Annotated in this window: 19 protein-coding genes; all 19 read right to left on the bottom strand. The window is 41.2% G+C overall.

The window, feature by feature from the left end:
• Positions 1 to 2: 2 nt before the first annotated feature.
• On the bottom strand, positions 3 to 1,595 hold the full coding sequence (gene fliF, locus BSM4216_RS06515; protein ID WP_048623159.1) for a flagellar basal-body MS-ring/collar protein FliF: 1,593 nt from the start codon (positions 1,593 to 1,595) through the stop codon (positions 3 to 5).
• 47 nt (positions 1,596 to 1,642) lie between these two features.
• On the bottom strand, positions 1,643 to 1,954 hold the full coding sequence (gene fliE / locus BSM4216_RS06510) for a flagellar hook-basal body complex protein FliE (RefSeq protein WP_048623158.1): 312 nt from the start codon (positions 1,952 to 1,954) through the stop codon (positions 1,643 to 1,645).
• A gap of 41 nt (positions 1,955 to 1,995) precedes the next feature.
• Positions 1,996 to 2,457, bottom strand: a complete 462-nt coding sequence (gene flgC / locus BSM4216_RS06505; protein WP_048623157.1) for a flagellar basal body rod protein FlgC — start codon at positions 2,455 to 2,457, stop codon at positions 1,996 to 1,998.
• A 2-nt stretch (positions 2,458 to 2,459) separates the two neighbouring features.
• Positions 2,460 to 2,852: a flagellar basal body rod protein FlgB gene (gene flgB, locus BSM4216_RS06500; protein ID WP_048623156.1), complete on the bottom strand. Its 393-nt coding sequence runs from the start codon at positions 2,850 to 2,852 to the stop codon at positions 2,460 to 2,462.
• A gap of 594 nt (positions 2,853 to 3,446) precedes the next feature.
• Positions 3,447 to 4,226: a GTP-sensing pleiotropic transcriptional regulator CodY gene (codY, locus tag BSM4216_RS06495; protein WP_048623155.1), complete on the bottom strand. Its 780-nt coding sequence runs from the start codon at positions 4,224 to 4,226 to the stop codon at positions 3,447 to 3,449.
• Positions 4,227 to 4,314: 88 nt separating this feature from the next.
• Positions 4,315 to 5,727 carry an ATP-dependent protease ATPase subunit HslU gene (gene hslU, locus BSM4216_RS06490; RefSeq protein WP_003354570.1) on the bottom strand — a complete coding sequence of 471 codons (1,413 nt, stop codon included), beginning with the start codon at positions 5,725 to 5,727 and terminating at the stop codon, positions 4,315 to 4,317.
• Positions 5,728 to 5,741: 14 nt separating this feature from the next.
• Positions 5,742 to 6,284 carry an ATP-dependent protease subunit HslV gene (hslV, locus tag BSM4216_RS06485; protein ID WP_003354569.1) on the bottom strand — a complete coding sequence of 181 codons (543 nt, stop codon included), beginning with the start codon at positions 6,282 to 6,284 and terminating at the stop codon, positions 5,742 to 5,744.
• A 21-nt stretch (positions 6,285 to 6,305) separates the two neighbouring features.
• Positions 6,306 to 7,199: a tyrosine recombinase XerC gene (gene xerC, locus BSM4216_RS06480; RefSeq protein WP_003354568.1), complete on the bottom strand. Its 894-nt coding sequence runs from the start codon at positions 7,197 to 7,199 to the stop codon at positions 6,306 to 6,308.
• 59 nt (positions 7,200 to 7,258) lie between these two features.
• Positions 7,259 to 8,563 carry an FADH(2)-oxidizing methylenetetrahydrofolate--tRNA-(uracil(54)-C(5))-methyltransferase TrmFO gene (gene trmFO, locus BSM4216_RS06475; protein ID WP_048623154.1) on the bottom strand — a complete coding sequence of 435 codons (1,305 nt, stop codon included), beginning with the start codon at positions 8,561 to 8,563 and terminating at the stop codon, positions 7,259 to 7,261.
• Between the two features lie 264 nt (positions 8,564 to 8,827).
• Positions 8,828 to 10,903, bottom strand: coding sequence for a type I DNA topoisomerase (gene topA, locus BSM4216_RS06470; protein WP_048623153.1), 2,076 nt, complete (start codon positions 10,901 to 10,903; stop codon positions 8,828 to 8,830).
• A gap of 274 nt (positions 10,904 to 11,177) precedes the next feature.
• Positions 11,178 to 12,047 carry a DNA-processing protein DprA gene (gene dprA / locus BSM4216_RS06465; protein ID WP_048623152.1) on the bottom strand — a complete coding sequence of 290 codons (870 nt, stop codon included), beginning with the start codon at positions 12,045 to 12,047 and terminating at the stop codon, positions 11,178 to 11,180.
• Between the two features lie 414 nt (positions 12,048 to 12,461).
• Entirely contained in the window at positions 12,462 to 13,364 is a 903-nt protein-coding gene (gene sucD / locus BSM4216_RS06460; RefSeq protein WP_048623151.1) for a succinate--CoA ligase subunit alpha, read from the bottom strand.
• 16 nt (positions 13,365 to 13,380) lie between these two features.
• Positions 13,381 to 14,541 carry an ADP-forming succinate--CoA ligase subunit beta gene (sucC, locus tag BSM4216_RS06455; RefSeq protein ID WP_048623150.1) on the bottom strand — a complete coding sequence of 387 codons (1,161 nt, stop codon included), beginning with the start codon at positions 14,539 to 14,541 and terminating at the stop codon, positions 13,381 to 13,383.
• Between the two features lie 183 nt (positions 14,542 to 14,724).
• Complete coding sequence (locus BSM4216_RS06450; RefSeq protein WP_048623149.1) at positions 14,725 to 15,018, bottom strand: EscU/YscU/HrcU family type III secretion system export apparatus switch protein; 294 nt, start codon at positions 15,016 to 15,018, stop codon at positions 14,725 to 14,727.
• Positions 15,015 to 16,829 (bottom strand): hypothetical protein, encoded by a 1,815-nt coding sequence (locus BSM4216_RS06445; RefSeq protein ID WP_048623148.1) that lies wholly within the window; start codon positions 16,827 to 16,829, stop codon positions 15,015 to 15,017. The genes BSM4216_RS06450 and BSM4216_RS06445 overlap by 4 nt, the downstream gene beginning before the upstream one ends.
• Positions 16,826 to 17,614 (bottom strand): ribonuclease HII, encoded by a 789-nt coding sequence (locus BSM4216_RS06440; protein ID WP_048623147.1) that lies wholly within the window; start codon positions 17,612 to 17,614, stop codon positions 16,826 to 16,828. The genes BSM4216_RS06445 and BSM4216_RS06440 overlap by 4 nt, the downstream gene beginning before the upstream one ends.
• A gap of 370 nt (positions 17,615 to 17,984) precedes the next feature.
• Positions 17,985 to 18,839 carry a ribosome biogenesis GTPase YlqF gene (gene ylqF, locus BSM4216_RS06435; protein WP_048623146.1) on the bottom strand — a complete coding sequence of 285 codons (855 nt, stop codon included), beginning with the start codon at positions 18,837 to 18,839 and terminating at the stop codon, positions 17,985 to 17,987.
• Between the two features lie 166 nt (positions 18,840 to 19,005).
• Positions 19,006 to 19,545, bottom strand: a complete 540-nt coding sequence (gene lepB / locus BSM4216_RS06430; RefSeq protein ID WP_040341500.1) for a signal peptidase I — start codon at positions 19,543 to 19,545, stop codon at positions 19,006 to 19,008.
• Positions 19,546 to 19,906: 361 nt separating this feature from the next.
• On the bottom strand, positions 19,907 to 20,251 hold the full coding sequence (gene rplS, locus BSM4216_RS06425; protein WP_003354556.1) for a 50S ribosomal protein L19: 345 nt from the start codon (positions 20,249 to 20,251) through the stop codon (positions 19,907 to 19,909).
• Positions 20,252 to 20,258: the final 7 nt, after the last annotated feature.

Genomic DNA, 20,258 nt, shown 5'->3' with positions numbered 1-20,258 from the left:
TCCTATTCCTCAGACAACCAAGTTCTGATTAGTTTTGCAAACTCTTCTGGCTTTTCTTTCGCCATTTTTTCTATCTGCTTCCTGCGCTCCAATTGCTCATTATTTTTTTCTTCTTCTTGTTGAATTTTTTCAGCTGCAAGTTCAGACTCCAACAGTTCTTCCTCTAATTCGTCCTCTCTTGCCATCCGCGAACGGATTAAGAAGAAAACAAGCAAGCCAATGATTAATAATAAGATCGCTCCGATCAAATAAGCCCACCACGGAAGGAGCGGCTGCTTTTGATCCTGAAACTTGATTTTGCCGTTAAACGGTTGAACAGAAACGGCAATTTTGTTTTGAATGTCATTATCCGTCAACTGTGTTCCTGTACTCTTGTCAATGGACGTGCTAACAACAGTTGACAATATTTTTTTTATGTCGTCCACCCGGCTTTGCGGAAGAGACGCCGGATCATTCGCTTTTGGCGGCTCAACTAACACTTGAATACCTAAATCGCGAATTTTATAAGGGCTTTCTACAATTTGTCTATGAATGCGGTTGATCTCATAGTTAATCGTTTCTTCTTTATGTTCGGAATTTCCGCTGCCGGTTTGACCTTGAACATAAGTGGATCCTACTGTATCCGCTTGGTTTTGGGATTGAGGGGTTCCTCCTTGAGCTGCGTTTGTCCCAGTATATGTATCGGATATTCGTTGGGCGCTGATCTCAATTCCCTTCATATTTTCTTTATCAACAGGTTCTACTAATTTTTCATCCCGTTTTTCTTTTGTAAAGTCGATATCGGCCGTAACAGATACGACTACTTTGTCTTGTCCCATCAAAGTACCGAGCATGGTTTGGACTTGCTGTTGGATGTCCCGTTCCACTTGCTTTCTCACATTCAATTGCTGTGCGAACTCATCGCCGGTTGTATCGTCATTATTTTGCAAATCATAGTACTCAAAATTTTGGTTCATAATGACAATATTATCTTCCGGCAAATTCGGAACGCTTTTGGAAACCAAATGATAAAGGGCTTTGATTTGCTTGTTATCAAATTGATATCCCGGCTCGGTTTGCAAAACGACAGACGCTGATGCTTCTTCGTTTTTATCACTGACAAACACACTTTTTTCTGGAAGATTGATCATGACTTTTGCATCTTTGACACCATCAATGCTTTTAATTAAGTTCGCAAGTTCGGTTTGCATGGCATCCAACTTCAACACGTTGAATTCGTTGTCTGTCATTCCGAATTTTGCATTTTGGCTAAAAAAGCTGTAGTCAATCTGCCCCGTTTTAGGCAATCCTTCAGCCGCCAGGTCCACTTTCAGCGAATCCACCGAATCTGAAGGCACCATGATGGTGGTTCCCCCGTCGGTAATTTCATACTTGACGCCGCGGGAATCCAAATCTTGCTTGATTGAACCGACTTCTTCCGGCGATAAATTGCTGTACAAAGGCTCCATTTTCGTTCGCGTTGCAAAAAAGGTGATAACACTCGCCAGTAGCACAATTAACGCTAAGCTGCTTAGAAAAATCGTTTTTTGTTTCTTTGAACGACTTTTCCAGAAATTAGATGCATTGGCAAAATACTGTTTTAATTTTTCGTTCATTATGATCCCCCGGTTATTTCTCTTAATCTCTCAACATAACCGTTTTATTAGACTTGCATTCTCATGATTTCCTGGTAAGCTTCGACCGCTTTATTTCTAACTTCTACCGCTAAATTCAGCGCTACTTGTGCTTTTTGGGAAGCAATCATGACTTCATGAAGATCTACATCATCACCGAGAGCCAGTTTTTGGCTAAGTTGGTCGGCCTGCAATTGGCTGTCATTCAAGCTGTTTATGGAATTTTTTAATATATCACGAAAACTGGAGTCTTTTTGCTGGTTTGTATCAGCAGCTTTTGTGAGTGTAGGAGCGGACGGCTTAAAAACGGACTCAACCGCACCTATTGATTGAATCGCCATATTTGCATAACTCCTTTCAGTGTGATTATAAGTTTATGAGCTTATTTTCCGATTTCCAAAGCTTTCATTAACATCCCCTTTGTGGCATTCAGTACGGTGACATTTGCTTCATACGAACGGGTTGATGACATTAAATCCACCATTTCTCTTAAAGGATCGACATTGGGCATTTGTACGTATCCGGCCGCATTGGCATCTGGATTTTCCGGATCATAAACAAGTTGAAAAGGTGTCGTCTGGTCTTCTACAATTTTCGTCACTTTTACGCCGCCGCCGGCAGTGGGGGCATTGCCGCCATTTATCGCTGCCTGCATGTAGGATGAAAAATTGGTCTGTTGCGGCTCCAAAACAACCGTTTTTCTCCGATAAGGCTCCCAATGTCCGTTGACCATTTTCGCCCTTGTCGTATCCATATTCGCCATATTAGACGATATGACGTCCATTCTTACTCTGTCAGCAGTTAACGCGGAAGAGCTTATATTCAAGCTTTGAAAAATCGACATGACTATTTCCCACCTTTAATAACCGTATTTAAGGAAGAAAATTTTCCACTAATCAACTCGGCCATCGCATTATAATAAATTTGATTACTTGCAAGATCCGACATTTCTTTATCCATATCGACACTATTTCCATTCTCGTTATAGGATGATGGACGGCTGAAAATGGCACTAGACAATGTATCTTCGTTTGGAAACGGGAAATGTCTCCGATCCGTTCGATAGGCGGTTAATTGGTTGGACTTGGACGATTCCAGCAGTTTTTGAAAACTGACATCCTGGGCTTTGTAGTTGGGCGTGTCAACATTGGCGATATTATTGGCTATGACCTTTTGTTTTAATGCCGAATAGTTTAGCGCCTGTTCTAGCGTTGTGATTGAATTTGAAAAGAAATCCATTTTTTCACCCCCCATCCCTTGAATTCTTTGTCTTAAAAACCGTCAAAATCTTTCTTTTTCGATAATTGATCATGTTTTTTTAGAATGATGGTGTCGCGGCCAATTCCAATCATGATGGACAAGACAAAAATCTCAACATCCCTTTACCAATAATAACCTATGGGACATATTTGCACCATGACCTATTAACTAAAAAATCCTACAATGTAAAATATATCATATTTTTCCTTGTCGAAACACTGGGACTTTTTGCTCTTAATACACTTGTAATAATTCTGAATAGAAGGATAATTGTTATTATTAGTATAACGTTCTTTTGCTTTCAAAAAAATGCTATTCTCTTGTCTTTTTCTATCATGGATTTGTTTATACCACTTTATACGAAATGGTTGTTTCTTGTCATTTTTTGTCAATTATACGAATATAGCTGGTTCCTTTATCACATGCCCGTTATCATATGAAAGGGGTGCTGTATTTTCCCGTACTTTCCCATATGATTAAGATCCCTTTGTTCATTCAATTGAAAAAATTCACATTCGTCTTTTGTATTTATACTCATAAAAAAACCGCCGAAAAATCGGCGGTTGAACATGATTAATGAGATTTTAATTTTTCAAGTTCCACTAAAAATTTATCGTTTAATACTTTAATATAAGTACCTTTCATTCCAAGAGAGCGTGATTCGATCACTCCGGCACTTTCCAGTTTGCGAAGGGCGTTGACAATAACAGAACGGGTAATGCCGACACGGTCAGCGATTTTCGAAGCCACTAACAGCCCTTCTTTGCCGTCCAGTTCCTCAAATATATGTTCGATCGCTTCCAATTCACTGTAAGAGAGCGAACTGATAGCCATTTGAACAACCGCTTTGCTACGGGCTTCTTCTTCAATTTCTTCCGTTTTTTCACGTAAAATTTCCATTCCGACTACAGTAGCTCCATATTCCGCCAAGATCAAGTCATCGTCTGAAAATTGTTCATTCAAGCGGGCAAGTATGAGAGTTCCAAGACGCTCTCCTCCGCCCACGATTGGCACGATTGTTGTTAAGCCATTTCTGAACAAGTCTTTGTTCTCAACCGGAAAAGCAGTATATTCACTGTCGATATCCAAGTTTGGAGAAGTTTCTTTAATGTTGAACAAATTATTCGTATATTCTTCCGGAAAACGGCGTTCTTCCAGCATTTTTTTCATACGCTCATTTTCAATTTGCTGATGAACGGCAAATCCGAGCAATTTTCCTCGACGGCTTACCACAAACACGTTGGCTCCAATCACTTTGGCCATCGTGATCGCCATTTCTTTAAAATTCACAGGTTTTCCTGCAGCTTTTTGTAGCATCGCATTAATTTTTCTAGTTTTTGTTAATAGATCCATTACTGTTCCTCCTAATACTATTCAATTTTTATTTATGGTATGAACGTTGCATTTTCCCTATTTTATAACTCTGTCAAGAAGATTCAAACTAGAGTATAAACTGGCTTAAATCCTTATCCTTTGAAATAGCTGCTAATTTTTCATCCACATATTGAGGAGTGATTTGGATCGTTTCCAAATTGATATCCGGTGCTTCAAAGGATAAGTCTTCCAACAATTTTTCCATGATGGTTTGAAGTCTTCTGGCTCCAATATTATCAGTATTTTGATTAACCTTAAATGCAAGTTCAGCGATTCTTTTTATAGCATCGTCAGAAAATTCTATTTTTATACCTTCCGTTTCCAATAATGCTTGATATTGTTTAATCAAAGCATTATCAGGTTCAACAAGAATGCGTTGAAAATCTTCTACAGACAACTTTTGCAGTTCTACCCTGATCGGAAAGCGGCCCTGAAGTTCCGGTATGAGATCAGACGGTTTTGCCATATGGAAAGCACCCGCCGCAATGAACAAAATATAATCCGTTTTAATTGAACCATATTTGGTCGTCACAGTCGAGCCTTCTACGATTGGCAAAATATCTCTTTGAACACCTTCTCTCGATACATCGGCAGAAGAAGAGGTTCCATTTTTATTGGCGATTTTATCAATTTCATCGATGAAAATAATGCCAGTCTGTTCAGCACGATAGATGGCTTCTTGAACGACTTCGTCCATATCAATTAATTTTTGAGCTTCCTCATTGGTGAGTACTTTCCGCGCTTCTTTCACCGGCATTTTTCGTTTTTTCTTTTTCTTTGGCATAAGGCTGCCAAGGGCCTCTTGGAAGTTTTGCCCCATTTGTTCAATTCCGGACCCTTGCAGAAGGTCGAACATGGAAGGTTGTTGTTCTTCAATTTCAATGGTGACCAGTTCGTCTTCCAATTCCCCTTTTGCCAACCTTTCGGCAATTCTCTTGCGCTTTTCGTGGATATTTTGATCATTATCCGTGTCGCCCGCTTGATTTGATTCCATTTCTGTGCTGCTGCCGAATATCATTTCAAAAGGATTTTTATAGTGATGGGAATTGTTTTTGCCGGGAACGAGCAGTTCAACAAGCCGCCTGTTTGCCGCTTCTTCTGCACGTTCTTTTACCCCCAGCATTTTTTCTTCTTTTACCATACGGACCGAAACTTCCGCCAGATCACGGACCATTGATTCAACATCACGTCCCACATATCCGACTTCCGTGAATTTTGTCGCTTCTACTTTGACAAATGGAGCTCCGACTATTCGGGCAATTCGTCGAGCGATTTCCGTTTTACCGACTCCTGTCGGTCCAATCATCAAAATATTTTTCGGAATAATTTCATCCCGAACATGATCCGGAAGCAAACTGCGGCGATATCGATTTCTCAGTGCCACCGCCACTGCTTTCTTCGCTTCCTTTTGCCCGATGATATATTGATCAAGCCGATCGACAATTTGTTTTGGCGTTAATTCCAGAGCGCTTTTTTTCATGGAAACTCACCCCTTTACAGCTCTTCCACTATAATATGGTCATTCGTATAGACGCAAATTTCACCGGCAATTTCAAGAGCCGCTCTCGCAATTTCTTTCGCCGAAAGCTCATTTCCAGAAAATCTTTTTAAGGCACGGCCTGCAGCCAGTGCATAATTCCCTCCGGAACCAATCGCCAAAACACCGTCATCCGGTTCAATGACTTCCCCTGTTCCAGAGATGAGTAGAAGATCTTTTTGATCCATGACAATCAACATGGCCTCCAATTTTCGAAGCACTTTATCGCTTCGCCATTCTTTGGCAAGCTCCACAGCAGCCCTTTGCAGATTTCCATTATACTCTTGAAGCTTTCCTTCAAACATGTCGAATAAAGTAAAGGCATCCGCTACGCTTCCGGCAAAACCAGCAAGCACACGTCCGTTGAAAATTTTTCTGACTTTTCGAGCCGTGTGTTTCATGATTACGGCTTCGCCAAACGTGACTTGGCCATCCCCCGCCATTGCACATTGACCATTATGCTGTATGGCAAAAATGGTTGTCGCATGAAAATTGCTCACTGTCCTTCCTCCTTATCCGGACTAAGCCCGAGGATGATGATTTAAGTAACTCTTTCGCAAATGCTCATTCGTCACATGTGTGTACAACTGAGTAGACGATAAATGAGAATGGCCCAACAATTCCTGAACCGCTCGCAAATCCGCCCCATTATTCAACATATGCGTTGCAAAGGTGTGCCTTAACATATGAGGGTGAATTTTTCCAGACAATGATGCTTTTTTTATGATTTGATTTAAAATATGCCGTATGCCCCTGGGCGTTAATGGTCCACCGCGGGCATTCACAAATAAGGCGGAATGTTGATGGTCATTTTTTTGTATAAGTATGCTTCTAGATTTTTGTATGTAACGCTTGATGGCTTCTTCGGCAAAACTGCCAAAAGGGACATATCTTTCTTTTTTTCCCTTTCCTTTCACTAAAAGTGTACACAATTCGAAATCAATATCATTCATTTGAATATTAGCACACTCGCTTACGCGAATTCCGGTGGCGTATAATAGTTCCAGCAACGCTTTATTTCGGATGGCAAGGGGTTCCTCGCCTTCACAAGCAGCAAATAAAGCTTGCATTTCTTCATCATAAAAAAAGTCAGGCAGCCTTTTTCCTTTTTTAGGCTGGGACACAAGTAAAAATGGATTTCCAGTAATCTTATTTTCTCTTTCTAAAAAGCGATAAAAACTTCTTAAACTGGATATTTTTCTAGAAACGGTCGTTCTAGCCATTTGCTCTTCATATAACTTCGTCAAAAAAAGCCGGGCATCTATATACTCCACATCCTCGACCTTTTTGATACTTTGCTCAATCATGAACTTATAAAACTGCTCGATATCACGGCGATAATTGTCAATTGTATATTCGGAGTAGTTTTTTTCTATTTGCAAATACTGCAAAAAGAACTTCAACTCATCTTCCATGTTGGACACCTCACAGGGCTACTAAATAGTAACATATATCAGCAGCCCTTGCAATGTTTCTACAAACTTTTCACAAAGTTATGAATTGTTTCTAATGCTCGGCGTGCGTATTCCATATTTCTTTCTTTTTTATCACGAATTTTCTTCGGAAGTACAGGAAACAATCCAAAGTTCGCATTCATCGGTTGAAAATGGTCCGGATTAGCAGTCGTAATATAATGTGCCATACTGCCAATCGCCGTAACAGCAGGAAATTCCACAGGGTCTAAGCCTTTCGCCAGTCTTGCAGCGTTTAATCCTGCCACTAATCCGCTGGCAGCTGATTCTACATAACCTTCGACCCCCGTCATTTGTCCCGCAAAAAATAGAGTGTCCCGTTTACGAAATTGATAGGTCGCTTTTAACACCTTCGGAGAATTAATAAATGTATTTCGATGCATCACACCATAGCGGACAATTTCCGCATTTTCTAATCCAGGAATCAAACGGATGACTTCTTTTTGCGGTCCCCATTTCATATGAGTTTGGAATCCAACAATATTATACAATGTTCCAGCAGCATCATCCTGTCTCAATTGCACAACGGCAAACGGGCGTTTATTCGTTCGAGGATCTTCCAATCCAACTGGTTTTAAAGGTCCAAACAGCAGCGTCTTTTTCCCTCTTCGCGCCATCACTTCCACCGGCATGCAGCCTTCAAAATATTTTTCTTCTTCAAACTCTCTGAGAGGAACGGTTTCCGCCGCCAAAAGCGCTTCGTAAAAACGATTAAATTCTTCTTCCGTCATCGGACAGTTTAAGTAGGCCGCTTCCCCTTTATCATAGCGCGATTTTAAATATACTTTGTCCATATCGATGCTTTCTTTCTCAATGATCGGCGCCGCGGCATCATAAAAATAAAGATAATCTTCGCCAGTCAGCTCTTTTAATTTTTCTGACAACGAGGGGCTGGTCAGAGGACCGGTCGCAATAACCGTGATGCCTTCTGGTATTTCAGTCACTTCTTCCGTAAAAACTGTCACGTTCGAGTGGTTTTTGACTCGTTCTGTCACGTTGGCCGCAAATTCATGGCGGTCAACCGCAAGCGCTCCGCCTGCAGGTACCTGGCAATCATCAGCAGAACGAATGATAACGGAATTGAGTGCCCTCATTTCTTCTTTTAGTACGCCTACCGCATTGGTAAGCGTATTGGCCCGCAAAGAGTTGGAACATACCAGTTCCGCAAATTTATCGGTATGATGAGCCGGTGTTTGTTTGACCGGCCTCATTTCATAAAGATTGACCTTTAATCCCCGTTCTGCGATTTGGAACGCGGCTTCGCTTCCGGCAAGACCGGCTCCTACTACATTTACTGTTTGTGTCATATTTATATTGCCTCCTGATAGATGAACCTTATCGTTTTACTGTCTCTTCTTTATCCCGTATGGATTTTACAACAGCTGAATCGTCAAAAAAAGCGTTTTGCTTACCACGAAGAAAGAGTGAGCGATTTTGCCCACCCTTCCGTGATCTTATTGGAATCTTAACATTCCTCACACGAGGCTGTTTTACGGACTGCTTTTGCTGCAGGCATTTTCGGAACGAAAGGACAAAGAACGCCCACATTCAATCATGCAGCCAAATTCCATTTATTGTTGCGGTTGTTCTTTATATTCACACTGTGTACATTGAACTTGCACGCCTTTTTTTAATTTTTTTTCTACTAACAGTCCTTCGCATTTCGGGCATTTACGATCAATCGGTTTATCCCATGAAAGAAAATCGCATTCCGGATAACGGTCGCAGCCGTAAAAAATCCGGCTTTTTTTGCTTTTTCTTTCTATTATATTTCCTTTATGGCATTTCGGGCATTTCACTCCGATTTCTTTCACTATCGGCTTAGTGTTTCGGCATTCCGGAAAATTGCTGCAGGCCATAAACTTTCCGTATCTGCCCATTTTAAATACCATCGGGCTTCCGCATCGTTCGCAATCTTCCCCGGCATACTCATCTTTTATTTCTACTTTTTCCATTTCTTGTTCTGCTTTATCCAAATGTTTTTCAAAGCCTTTGTAAAAATCATCTATGACTTTGATCCACTCTACTTTTCCTTCTTCGATTTCATCCAATTCCTTTTCCATATTGGCCGTAAATTCCACATCTACAATTTCCGAGAAAAACTCAAGCAATAATTCATAGACAATTTCGCCAAGCTCTGTGGGAACAAAGCGTTTATTATCTAAAGACACATAGCCTCGTTTTTGTATCGTATCAAGAGTAGGAGCATAGGTGGATGGCCGTCCAATTCCAAGCTCCTCCAGCGTTTTCACTAAACGAGCTTCCGTATATCTTGGCGGTGGTTGTGTAAAATGCTGTACAGGTTCAATTTTTTCCGAATTTACTCTATCACCTTTTTGTAAATCAGGCAACCAATTTTCCTTTTCTTCTTTGTTATCGTCCGTTCCTTCCACATAAACTTTCATAAATCCCGGAAATTTTATTTTCGAACCATTTGCCCGAAACATGACCCCATTTTGCAGAAGATCCACACTGATGGTATCCATGATCGCAGGAGCCATTTGACTAGCTACAAAACGCTCCCAAATCAGTTTATACAGTTTAAATTGATCTCTGGTTAAATATTCTTTTATTTTCGCCGGCTCTCTAAATGTGCTGGTAGGCCGAATCGCTTCATGGGCATCTTGGGCATTTGTTTGCTTTCTTTCTTTTCGCTTTTCCGTTGGAGTATAGTTTTTTCCAAAATGTTCTTCTATATACTGTAAAGATTCTTTCTGAGCCACTTCCGATATACGTGTCGAATCGGTTCTCATGTACGTAATCAAACCGACCGTGCCTTCTTTTCCCAGATCAATCCCTTCATAAAGCTGCTGGGCGATCATCATTGTTTTCTTCGCACGGAAATTAAGCTTTCTGGCAGCTTCTTGCTGTAAAGAAGATGTGGTAAAAGGCGGAGCAGGGTTTCGTTTTCGTTCTTTTTTCGTAACGCTATCAACCGTGAATTCTTCTCCGTTAAGTTTGGCTAAAATTTCCTTTACTTGCTCCTCTGATTTCACATCCTGTTTTTTTCCATCGATCCCGTAAAACGAAGCTTGAAAACGATCGCTATTTTTTCGAAAGACTGCTTCGATCGTCCAATATTCCTCCGGCTTAAAATTCTGAATTTCTTTTTCTCGATCGATGATAAGCCGAAGTGCAACCGATTGAACTCGGCCTGCGCTCAATCCTTTTTTTACTTTCTTCCAAAGCAGCGGGCTTATTTTATACCCTACGAGACGATCCAGCACCCTGCGCGCCTGCTGGGCATCGACCAAATCCATATTGATCGGCCGTGGATGTTTGAAAGATTCTTTAATGGCATCTTTTGTGATTTCATTAAAAACTACACGGCAATCAGAGTCTATATCAAGGTTTAAGCTGTGAGCCAGATGCCATGCAATGGCTTCTCCTTCACGGTCCGGGTCGGCGGCAAGATAAACTTTTTTCGCCTTTTTGGCTGCTGATTTCAGCTCTTTTAAGATGGCGCCTTTTCCGCGAATAGTAATATATTTTGGTTCAAAACGATTTTTTATATCAACTCCCATTTGGCTTTTAGGCAAATCGCGGACATGCCCCATGGAAGCCTTCACTTTATATTTTTTCCCCAAATATTTTTCAATGGTTTTTGCTTTTGCTGGGGATTCCACTATTACGAGATAATCTGACATGTGTAAACCTCCCCTAACGGGTAAAAATGGAAACATTTATACGAAAGATATACCCACTGATTAGAGGCATCTTCCGTTTGTAATGTTTTCTCTCGTTTTTCAGTTTTCATAATTTTGGAAACTTGTTTGCGAGTATTCTGTTGCACAATGTATAACAGAATGAAAAGAAATGCAACCTTTTTACATAAAAAATCTGTTTTTCATTCATAATCCGTTGTGGATGAAAAAATTCCTATTTTCATTTTTATGTTGAAATTTTTTTCTTTGCCTCCATTTAAAAAGCCTTTATAATATCTTCGGCGTTTCTAACGAGATGAGCTCCATCCGCAATTAAATCATGTGTGCCTTCGGAAAGGGGATCAAAAATGGCGCCGGGGACTGCAAACACTTCTTTTCCTTGCTCCAAAGCATGCTGAACGGTGATCAAAGATCCGCTCCGCTTTCCTGCCTGTATGACCACCGTACCAATCGTCATACCGCTAATAATTCGATTTCGTTCCGGAAAATGCCACTTTTTCGGTTTCCTATTTGGCGGATATTCTGAAATTAAAAGCCCTTTTTCCGCAATAAGTTTCGCTAAAGGAGCGTTTTCTTTCGGATAAAGATGAAAAAAGCCGCCGCCAAGTACAGCAATGGTTTTCCCGCCAGCTTGTAAGGCCGCTTGGTGGCTGAAGGAATCAATACCGGAAGCCAAACCGCTGACAATAATAAATTTTTCCTCTACCAACGGCGGTATAAACTCGGAGATGACTTTTTTTCCATAATCATTTCCTTTTCTGGATCCAACAAACGCAATCTTTTTCTCATCAGATAAAAGCCGGGAATCTCCTGCTGCATAAAGACCCCAAGGCGGAGTGGGGATTTGCTTTAACAAGCGAGGATAATTAGAATCATATATGGGAAAAAACTTAATTTGATAAAGATTATATATATTCAACGATCGATGAATGTCAAAGGAATGGATTTCGTGATAAATCTGAAGAGATTTTTCCAAGGGGATGGACAAAACTTCACTGAAATGGCGGGCAGAATAAGAGTAGATATGTTTCAACGAAGGATCGGCCTTTAACAGGCGAAAGATTCTGTTCCAAGTCATCGACGGGCAATGAGATAAATGAAACAGTTTTTGCGACAATTCATCCATAAAAGTCCTCCTTTTTTGGTTCAACTAACCATCACCGGTCTCTTGACGGAAGTTTCCTTTATCGCACATGAACGGGCAGGAAGCCCCTTCTTCAATATTGGCAAGTCTAATATTGGTTCAATGGGGAAACTCTTCCGAATGTCTGATTGGTTCTTAATACAGCGTCCTTTTTACAAATTGGGGTCAATACATTGAGGCATCTAAAGGAACGGAACGGTAGAAAACGAACTTTTTACTAAATTAAGCACCGAAACAATCTTGTACTAAGAAATATTCTTACTCCTAGTTAAGCTTGATAAGCCGTTGGGACTTTTCAGCAATGGTTGGTTGCAGAACCACCGATTGCTTTTCCCAACGGCCGACTATTACAAGTATTTTGACAAAAAAAGATTGTCTGTTTAAACTTCATTTTGGTCAATGGGTCTTACATTGTTCGTACAGTCCTGCCTCTTTAATGGCTTCAATCAATGTTTCGCCTATTTTCGCCGGCGTATCCGCTATTTTAATGCCGCATTCTTTCATCACGCGGATTTTTTCATCCGCCGTCCCTTTGCCGCCTGAAATAATCGCGCCGGCATGACCCATACGTTTACCCGGAGGGGCCGTCCTTCCACCGATAAATCCGACAACCGGCTTTTTCATATTGGCTTTTATCCAGCGGGCCGCGTCTTCCTCTGCGGTACCACCGATTTCTCCAATCAGAATGACGGCATAAGTGTCGGGATCATGATTAAACTCTTTTAAAACATCAATAAAATTCGTTCCGTTGACAGGATCTCCTCCGATCCCGACGGCTGAAGATTGGCCAATACCGGCTTGTGACAATTGGTGCACAGCTTCATACGTTAAAGTTCCAGACCGGGAAACGACGCCGACATGGCCTTTTTTATGAATATATCCGGGCATAATGCCAATTTTGCATTCTTCCGGTGTAATAACGCCTGGACAGTTGGGACCAATTAACCGTGTTTTCTTTCCTTCCATAAAGCGTTTTACTTGAACCATATCCAAAACGGGAATATGCTCTGTGATGCAGACGACCAATTCCAGTTCGGCATCTACTGCTTCCATAATCGCGTCGGCAGCAAAAGGCGCAGGTACATAAATAACCGATGCGTTTGCCCCGGTGGTTTCCACGGCTTCTTTCACAGTATTAAATACGGGCACCCCTTCTATTTCCGTGCCACCTTTACCAGGTGAAGTACCGCCCACAATTTTCGTACCATATTCCAGCATTTGTTTTGTATGAAATCGAGCAGTAGATCCGGTAATTCCTTGAACAATGACTTTTGTTTCTTTATTCACATATACACTCATTTTTTCCCCGCCTTTCTTAACCTACTTGTTCCACTATTTTTTGTGCTCCATCCGCCATGGATTCTGCGGCTATAATATGAAGACCAGATTCATTTAAAATTTTCTTGCCTAGATCCACGTTGGTTCCTTCTAGACGTACCACAAGCGGAACTTGCAAGCCAAGTTCTTTAGCGGCTTCGACAATACCCGTCGCGATGATGTCGCATTTCATAATGCCTCCAAAAATATTGACAAATATCCCTTTTACATTGGGATCAGATAATATAATCTTAAAGGCTTCCGTTACTTTCTCAGCTGTAGCGCCGCCCCCGACATCGAGGAAATTCGCTGGCTCACCGCCGTAATATTTAATAATATCCATAGTTGCCATCGCAAGACCAGCTCCATTTACCATGCAACCGATATTGCCTTCAAGAGAAATGTAGCTTAAATCATATTTAGAAGCTTCGATTTCTTTTGGATCTTCTTCGTCTAAATCGCGGTATTCAAGGATATCTTTATGGCGATACAGAGCATTTGAGTCAAAGTTAAGCTTTGCATCCAACGCCATGACTTTTCCGTCGCCGGTCACAACAAGCGGATTAATTTCTGCAATGGAACAGTCTTTCTCAACAAATACTTTGTAAAGACCCAGCATGAAATTCGCCGCTTGATTCACCAGTTCATTTGGAATGTTGATATGGAAAGCAATCCTGCGGGCTTGGAAAGGTGTTAATCCCGTTAATGGATCTATCGTCTCTTTGAAAATTTTCTCAGGTGTCTTCGTAGCCACTTCTTCTATTTCCGTACCGCCTTCTTCTGAAGCCATTAATACAACGCGGGAAGCGGCACGGTCCAGCACGATCCCCACATAATATTCTTTCTTTATATCGCAGCCTTCTTCAATAAGTAAGCGCTTTACTTCTTTGCCTTTTGGACCAGTTTGATGTGTGACAAGTGTTTTCCCCAACAATTCCTCCGCATATGTACGAACTTCATCTAAGTTTTTCGCAATTTTGACGCCGCCTGCTTTTCCACGTCCCCCAGCATGAATCTGCGCTTTCACAACCCAAACATCCGTCCCCAGTTCTTTAGCGGCTTCGACTGCTTCTTCCACAGAAAAAGCCGCTTTGCCGTTTGGAACCGCCACCCCATACTTTCTGAGTATTTCTTTTCCTTGGTACTCATGGATATTCATTCATTCCATCCTCCTATTAACAACCAATAATGGACTGCGTATTGTTTATTTTATAAAAACTCTGACTATTTGTCTAGCTCTTCTCTCATTTTATCAGCATTTATGTCTTTTTTTTTGTATTTTATGTCCCTATTCTTCTCTTTTACTTTAATAATTGCGAAAAAGAACCGGCATTCCGCCGGTTCACTCATTATGCCCTTCTTTCTCTGCTTTATCCAACCGATAAATAAAGGCAAAAACTTCTGCAACTGCTTGATACAGTTCTTCCGGTATCGCTGTAGACAATTCCAGTTTGCAAAGCAATTCCACTAAATTACGGTCTTCTTGAATGGGAATATGGTTTTCTTTAGCTTTTTCAATAATCGCCTCAGCCGTTTTGCCCGACCCTTTAGCGATAAGAATTGGAGCTTGATGCTTATGAGGATCATAAGAAAGAGCAGCTGCTTGTTTTCGTTTTATTCCGTTTTCTTTTTTCATATCAAAATATTCACTCCGGTCGAAAATGGATCTTGCATCATTTCCTGAAGGATCATTTTCCCGTTTTTTTCATCTAAAGGTTTAAACTGGACAGAAGATAATTGGTAGCGAATCTGTTGCAATCCTTCTTTTAAGTTGGATAGAAGCGGAGAGGCAATCGTTTTTAGTTCCGGGTTGTCGTTCATTATAAGGAGAGTGACGATACGGTTTTGAACTTGCATATCGACAACAACCTCCTTTAAATTTTTCAAATCCAAATAAAAAAGAATTCGGCAATAGTCCGGGTCAAGCTTTCCGTCTTTGTTCTTTTTTCCAGACCATTTTATCGTCAAATCTGTGTTGAGCCCGAAAAAAGAAAGAGGAAAATTCATGACAATGGTTTGAGCGGCTCCCAGATCGTTTGATAAAATCGGGTATGCATTCAGCCTCGCCAATAGTTTTTCGGCGCTGTCTTTGATCTCTCCGGAAGCCTGGTCTTTTACAAGATCGGCCAGCTGTGGTTTTAAAACTTCTTTCCAATTTTCAGTGAAAGATAAAAGGTTGGATTCGTAATCGGCGCCCAATAATTTCATCATCGTTTTCAAGAGAGCAAAAGCATCCTTGCCTGTTAAATGATTTTCCGTCTCTTGTTTTACTTTTTCCCACAAGCCTTGGAACAGTTTTTCCCCTTCGCTTAAGCTATCTAAGGGAAGCTGTCTCGTACGGTCAGCCTCCTGTTCCACTAGTTTTAGCAGCTGGCCTTCCGAAACTGTCAGCAAAGCAGCCAGTTTCTTTAATGAGATTTCACCGTTTTCCGGAATGGATGCCGCCTCCTTCAGCAATGCCGAATAAACTTTTTCAGCCCATTCCGTTGTCTGCGACTGTTTCGATCCACTCTCACGCAAAATATCACGAACCAATTCTTGCTGGGCGGGATCCAGCCGGGATAAAAAGGATGAAAGCTGTTTTCTTCCAATCTCCCCCGATGAAAAAAGCCGTTGAAAGGAATCATCATCCGTTGAAGAAGAAAATAAAGAATTCAGCCATTTGATCGCCAAATCGGACAGTCGAACACCGTTTTGTTCTTCTTTCGGCAAAAATCCCCACTTTTGAAGCAAATCAGCTGCGGCATCTTGTTCGGATGGACCGCCGCTTTCCAGAAGCGCAAGAAACTTTTGGAAAAACTTCATTGCCAATAATTTTGTGGAAGGATCCTTTATTTGATGAAGCGTGTTCATCAATGGGGGCACAAGATCTCCTTCAGGCGATGAAGACGCCATCTGTTCCCTTAATGCCGACAACAATGAATGGGTGCTGCCCGTCTCCCCCATTACTGACATCAATGAATTAAAGACGCTTTTCGTAAATGGGAGGGAACGATCCATCATCAACTTTAAAATGTCAAGCCCTGCTTTTGTATCCGTCAGCTTCAGCCATTGGGCTGCATTTTCCATTTTTTCTTTTGTCAGCACCCATTGTTCAGCCGCCATTTTTTCTGCAATCGCCTTGATCTCCGGAGAAACGGGAAGAGAAAGTTTTTTCACAAGACTTTCGGCCGCAAGTTTAGGGTCCGTCCCCATTTCTGCTGCATTGGCAAGCACTTTTAAGTGCAAACCATTTTTCACCGTGGCTACTATAAACCAGTACCGTTCTCCGGCTTGGAGCGGAACTTCCATTTTAGCGAACATCTTTTGTCCTTTTATATTGATTTCTGCCATATTTTGCGGAAGCCACCGGACAATTTTGGCCGAAAACATTTCTCCTGTCTGAAAATGGACTTGTCTTTCCTGAGGGATCCCTTTGAGGGAAACAATACTTTGCAAAATATTCAATGAATCTTCTCCCCTTTTAGGCTCTCCACGATTTCTTTCACCGGAGAAAAGGATAGGCGATGGATGTCTGAAGGGCCGTATATTTTCAAACCATCGAGATGCTCCTTCGTTCCGTAGCCCATGTTTTGATCAAATCCGTAATAGGGGTACTTCTTTGCGAACTGTTCCATCATCCTGTCTCTTACCACTTTCGCAACAATCGATGCGGCGGCAATCGAAGCACTTTTAGTGTCTCCTTTTATAATAGATTCTTGAGGAACAGAAAGCGGGAGAGTCATGGCATCGATCAGCAAATAATCCGGAGTTCGAGTGAGCGATTGTACAGCCATCTGCATTGCTTTTTTTGTCGCTTGATAGATGTTCAATTGGTCAATTTCCTTATGGTCCACAATCCCGATTCCTATGTCTGCATGTTGTTTAATATATGTATAATAGGATTCTCGTTTTGCTTTACTCAGTTTTTTAGAATCATTGAGACCCGGCAAATAAAAATCTTCCGACAAAATGACCGCCGCCGCTACAACGGGTCCGGCAAGCGGCCCTCTGCCAACTTCATCGATCCCGGCAATAATCGAATAACCTTTTTTTTTGGCTTTATTTTCATAAGTAAATAGTGATCGAAATTGTTCTTTTTCTCTCTGTTTCTTTTCTTGTTCTTTATACCAAGCCTGAATCAGTTTTTGCACTCCTTTTCGCTCATCACGCAGCCATTCCCGAAATAACGGGTCATCCTCAGACTCGATCTCTTTGATTTTTTCTTTGATTTCCCCAATTGTCAGGCTCATATACCGTCTCCTCCTTTTTGAAATGGAACGGAAATCTTTCAAAACTATTACTTCTATTCTAAGAATCCCTTTTCTTTCTATCTGGATAAAAGGACAGAATAAACATCCAAAACTTCGAATCGTCAGCTGAATTTCATCAGAAAATGCTCGATATTGGATAAGGGGCATGTCCCCTCTTGGTTTTATTATCGGCTTTTCACAATAAAAAATAAAGACCCGCTAAGAGGGTCTTGAGTCTGTCGTGGACATCGTCCGATTCATTTAACTTTGAAGCGTCCATATGGAAAAAATTCAGCTTCTCCCCAAAAAGCTTCGTCTTTATTCCCTCACAGGCAGGTTAAAAAGAAAAGGGGTTACGCCGCAAATATCTTTAAGAAAGGTGATTTTCCGGAAAATCAAATGTCAATTTCCCTAACTTTTCAGAACGGATATCGCGGATGATAATATCAGTAGTTTTATCGTAATCAATTTCTCCGCCTTTTAGCAGGCAGCCTCTCAGTTTTCCAATGGCATCAAACATTTCGATGATTTCCAAATGAGGGTCAATCTGGTATCGCTCTGTCAGACGCTCGGGATAATGCTCCTTTAAAAATCGCAGTCCATAAGCTGCAACATCTTGCAAATTAATGATCGAATCTTTTATGGCCCCCGTTAGCGCCAATTTATATCCTACTTCCTCATCTTCAAATTTAGGCCATAAAATACCTGGGGTATCTAAAAGTTCCAGTTCCTTCCCCACTTTTATCCATTGTTGAGCTTTCGTCACCCCTGGTGTATTGCCTGTCTTGGCAATGTTTCGTTTAGCCAGCCGATTAATCAGAGTGGATTTCCCCACATTTGGAATACCGACAATCATCGCACGAACAGCACGGGGCTTGATCCCCCTTGCTCTCATTCGCTCAAATTTTTCTTTCAACAGGTCTTTTGTCTTATTCATTATTTGGGAAAGTCCCTGACCCTCTTGAGAGTTTATTGCAATGGCGGGCAATTGGCGACTCTTGAAGTAAGCGATCCATTCTTTCGTCCATTCCGAATCAGCCAAATCCGCTTTGTTCAATAAAATGATTCTAGGTTTTTGCTGGATGATTTCATCGATCATCGGATTTCGTGAAGACAGAGGCAAACGAGCATCTACCAGCTCAAAAACGATATCAATAAGTTTAAGTTTCTCGGTCACTTCTCTCCTCGCCTTTGCCATATGGCCAGGAAACCATTGTATCGTCATGATTTCACCTCCTATCTGAATGGTTTCTGATAAGCTTAGCTATGAGATGAAGTGCTTTTGATCAAGCCAAGCTTATCCCAACGAGAAATTCTAAGATGAATCCGCGATTCAGAAAACAGGGTTTAATGGAATGACAAATAAACATCCCTTTGGTACAAAAAACAGGCTATTTGGCTATTCCGAAATCTTTAATCGGCCAATAAATAAACTTTGTCTCTCCTACTATTTTATCCATTTTGATCGTCCCGATATGGCGGCTGTCTTTGCTGAATCGGCGATTGTCCCCTAAGACAAAAATCTCTCCTTTTGGTACTGTATCGCGGCCAATAATTTCTTTCAAAGTAAAATCTTGTGTTAAAGGGCCGTCCGTCACTTCTTTTTTGTATTTGTCTAAATAGGGTTCTTTATAGTATTTTCCATTAATATACAATTTGTCATTCTTATATTCGATTCTATCTCCCGGAAGCCCGATCACTCGTTTAATATAATCTTTTCCTTCCGGTGCGTGAAATACGACAATATCGAATCGTTTGGGTTTCGCAAGTTTATTGACAATCATACGGTCTCCGTTATGTAGTGTCGGCATCATCGAAAGTCCGTCAACCACAATAGGAGCAAAAACGAAGTAACGAATAATCGCCGCGAGAGCCACCGCGATTAAAAGAGCTTTTGTCCATTCCCATAATTCATTTTTCTGTTTTGCCAAATTGTCCACCACCCAATGCCTATATAGAATCAAAATTGCGCCTGCATGCTGTTTCCTCGGACCATTGCCACACAAATTTCGAGGAAAAACGGCGTTTGTTTTTCTATTAATTCAAGCAGAAAAAACGGAAATATGATCTGATCTATACGTTTTCCTGCCGCAACTCTTATTATTTGTTGAAGCGTTATTCACACAGTGTACTTGGTCATCCATAAAACGAAGCTTCGTCTGAAGAATCCATACATGGCATTTATTTTACTTCATTTAAAATATTTTTGCCACCATTTGGAACGGCATGCAGTATGTATTGGGACATAAAAAGGAGCTTGAATACAAGCTCCTTTTTGCAAAGATCGTTCTATTATCGAATTTCTTTAATACGAGCAGCTTTTCCTCGCAAGTTACGCAAATAGTAAAGTTTCGCACGACGAACTTTACCGCGACGCACAACTTCAATCTTCGCAATTTTTGGTGTGTGAAGAGGGAATGTACGTTCAACCCCTACACCGTAAGAAACTTTACGTACAGTAAAAGTTTCGCTGATTCCGCCGCCGCGGCGTTTGATTACAACACCTTCAAAAATTTGGATACGTTCGCGATTTCCTTCTACAACCTTCACGTGTACGCGTACAGTATCCCCTGGACGGAAATCCGGAATATCATTGCGAAGTTGTTCTTTTGTAATTTCATCAATTAAATGGTGCATCGTATTC

Source organism: Bacillus smithii (assembly GCF_001050115.1).
GTDB lineage: Bacteria > Bacillota > Bacilli > Bacillales > DSM-4216 > Bacillus_O > Bacillus_O smithii.
Note: the sequence above shows the minus strand (reverse complement) of the source record. Positions and strands in the feature narration are given on the sequence as shown.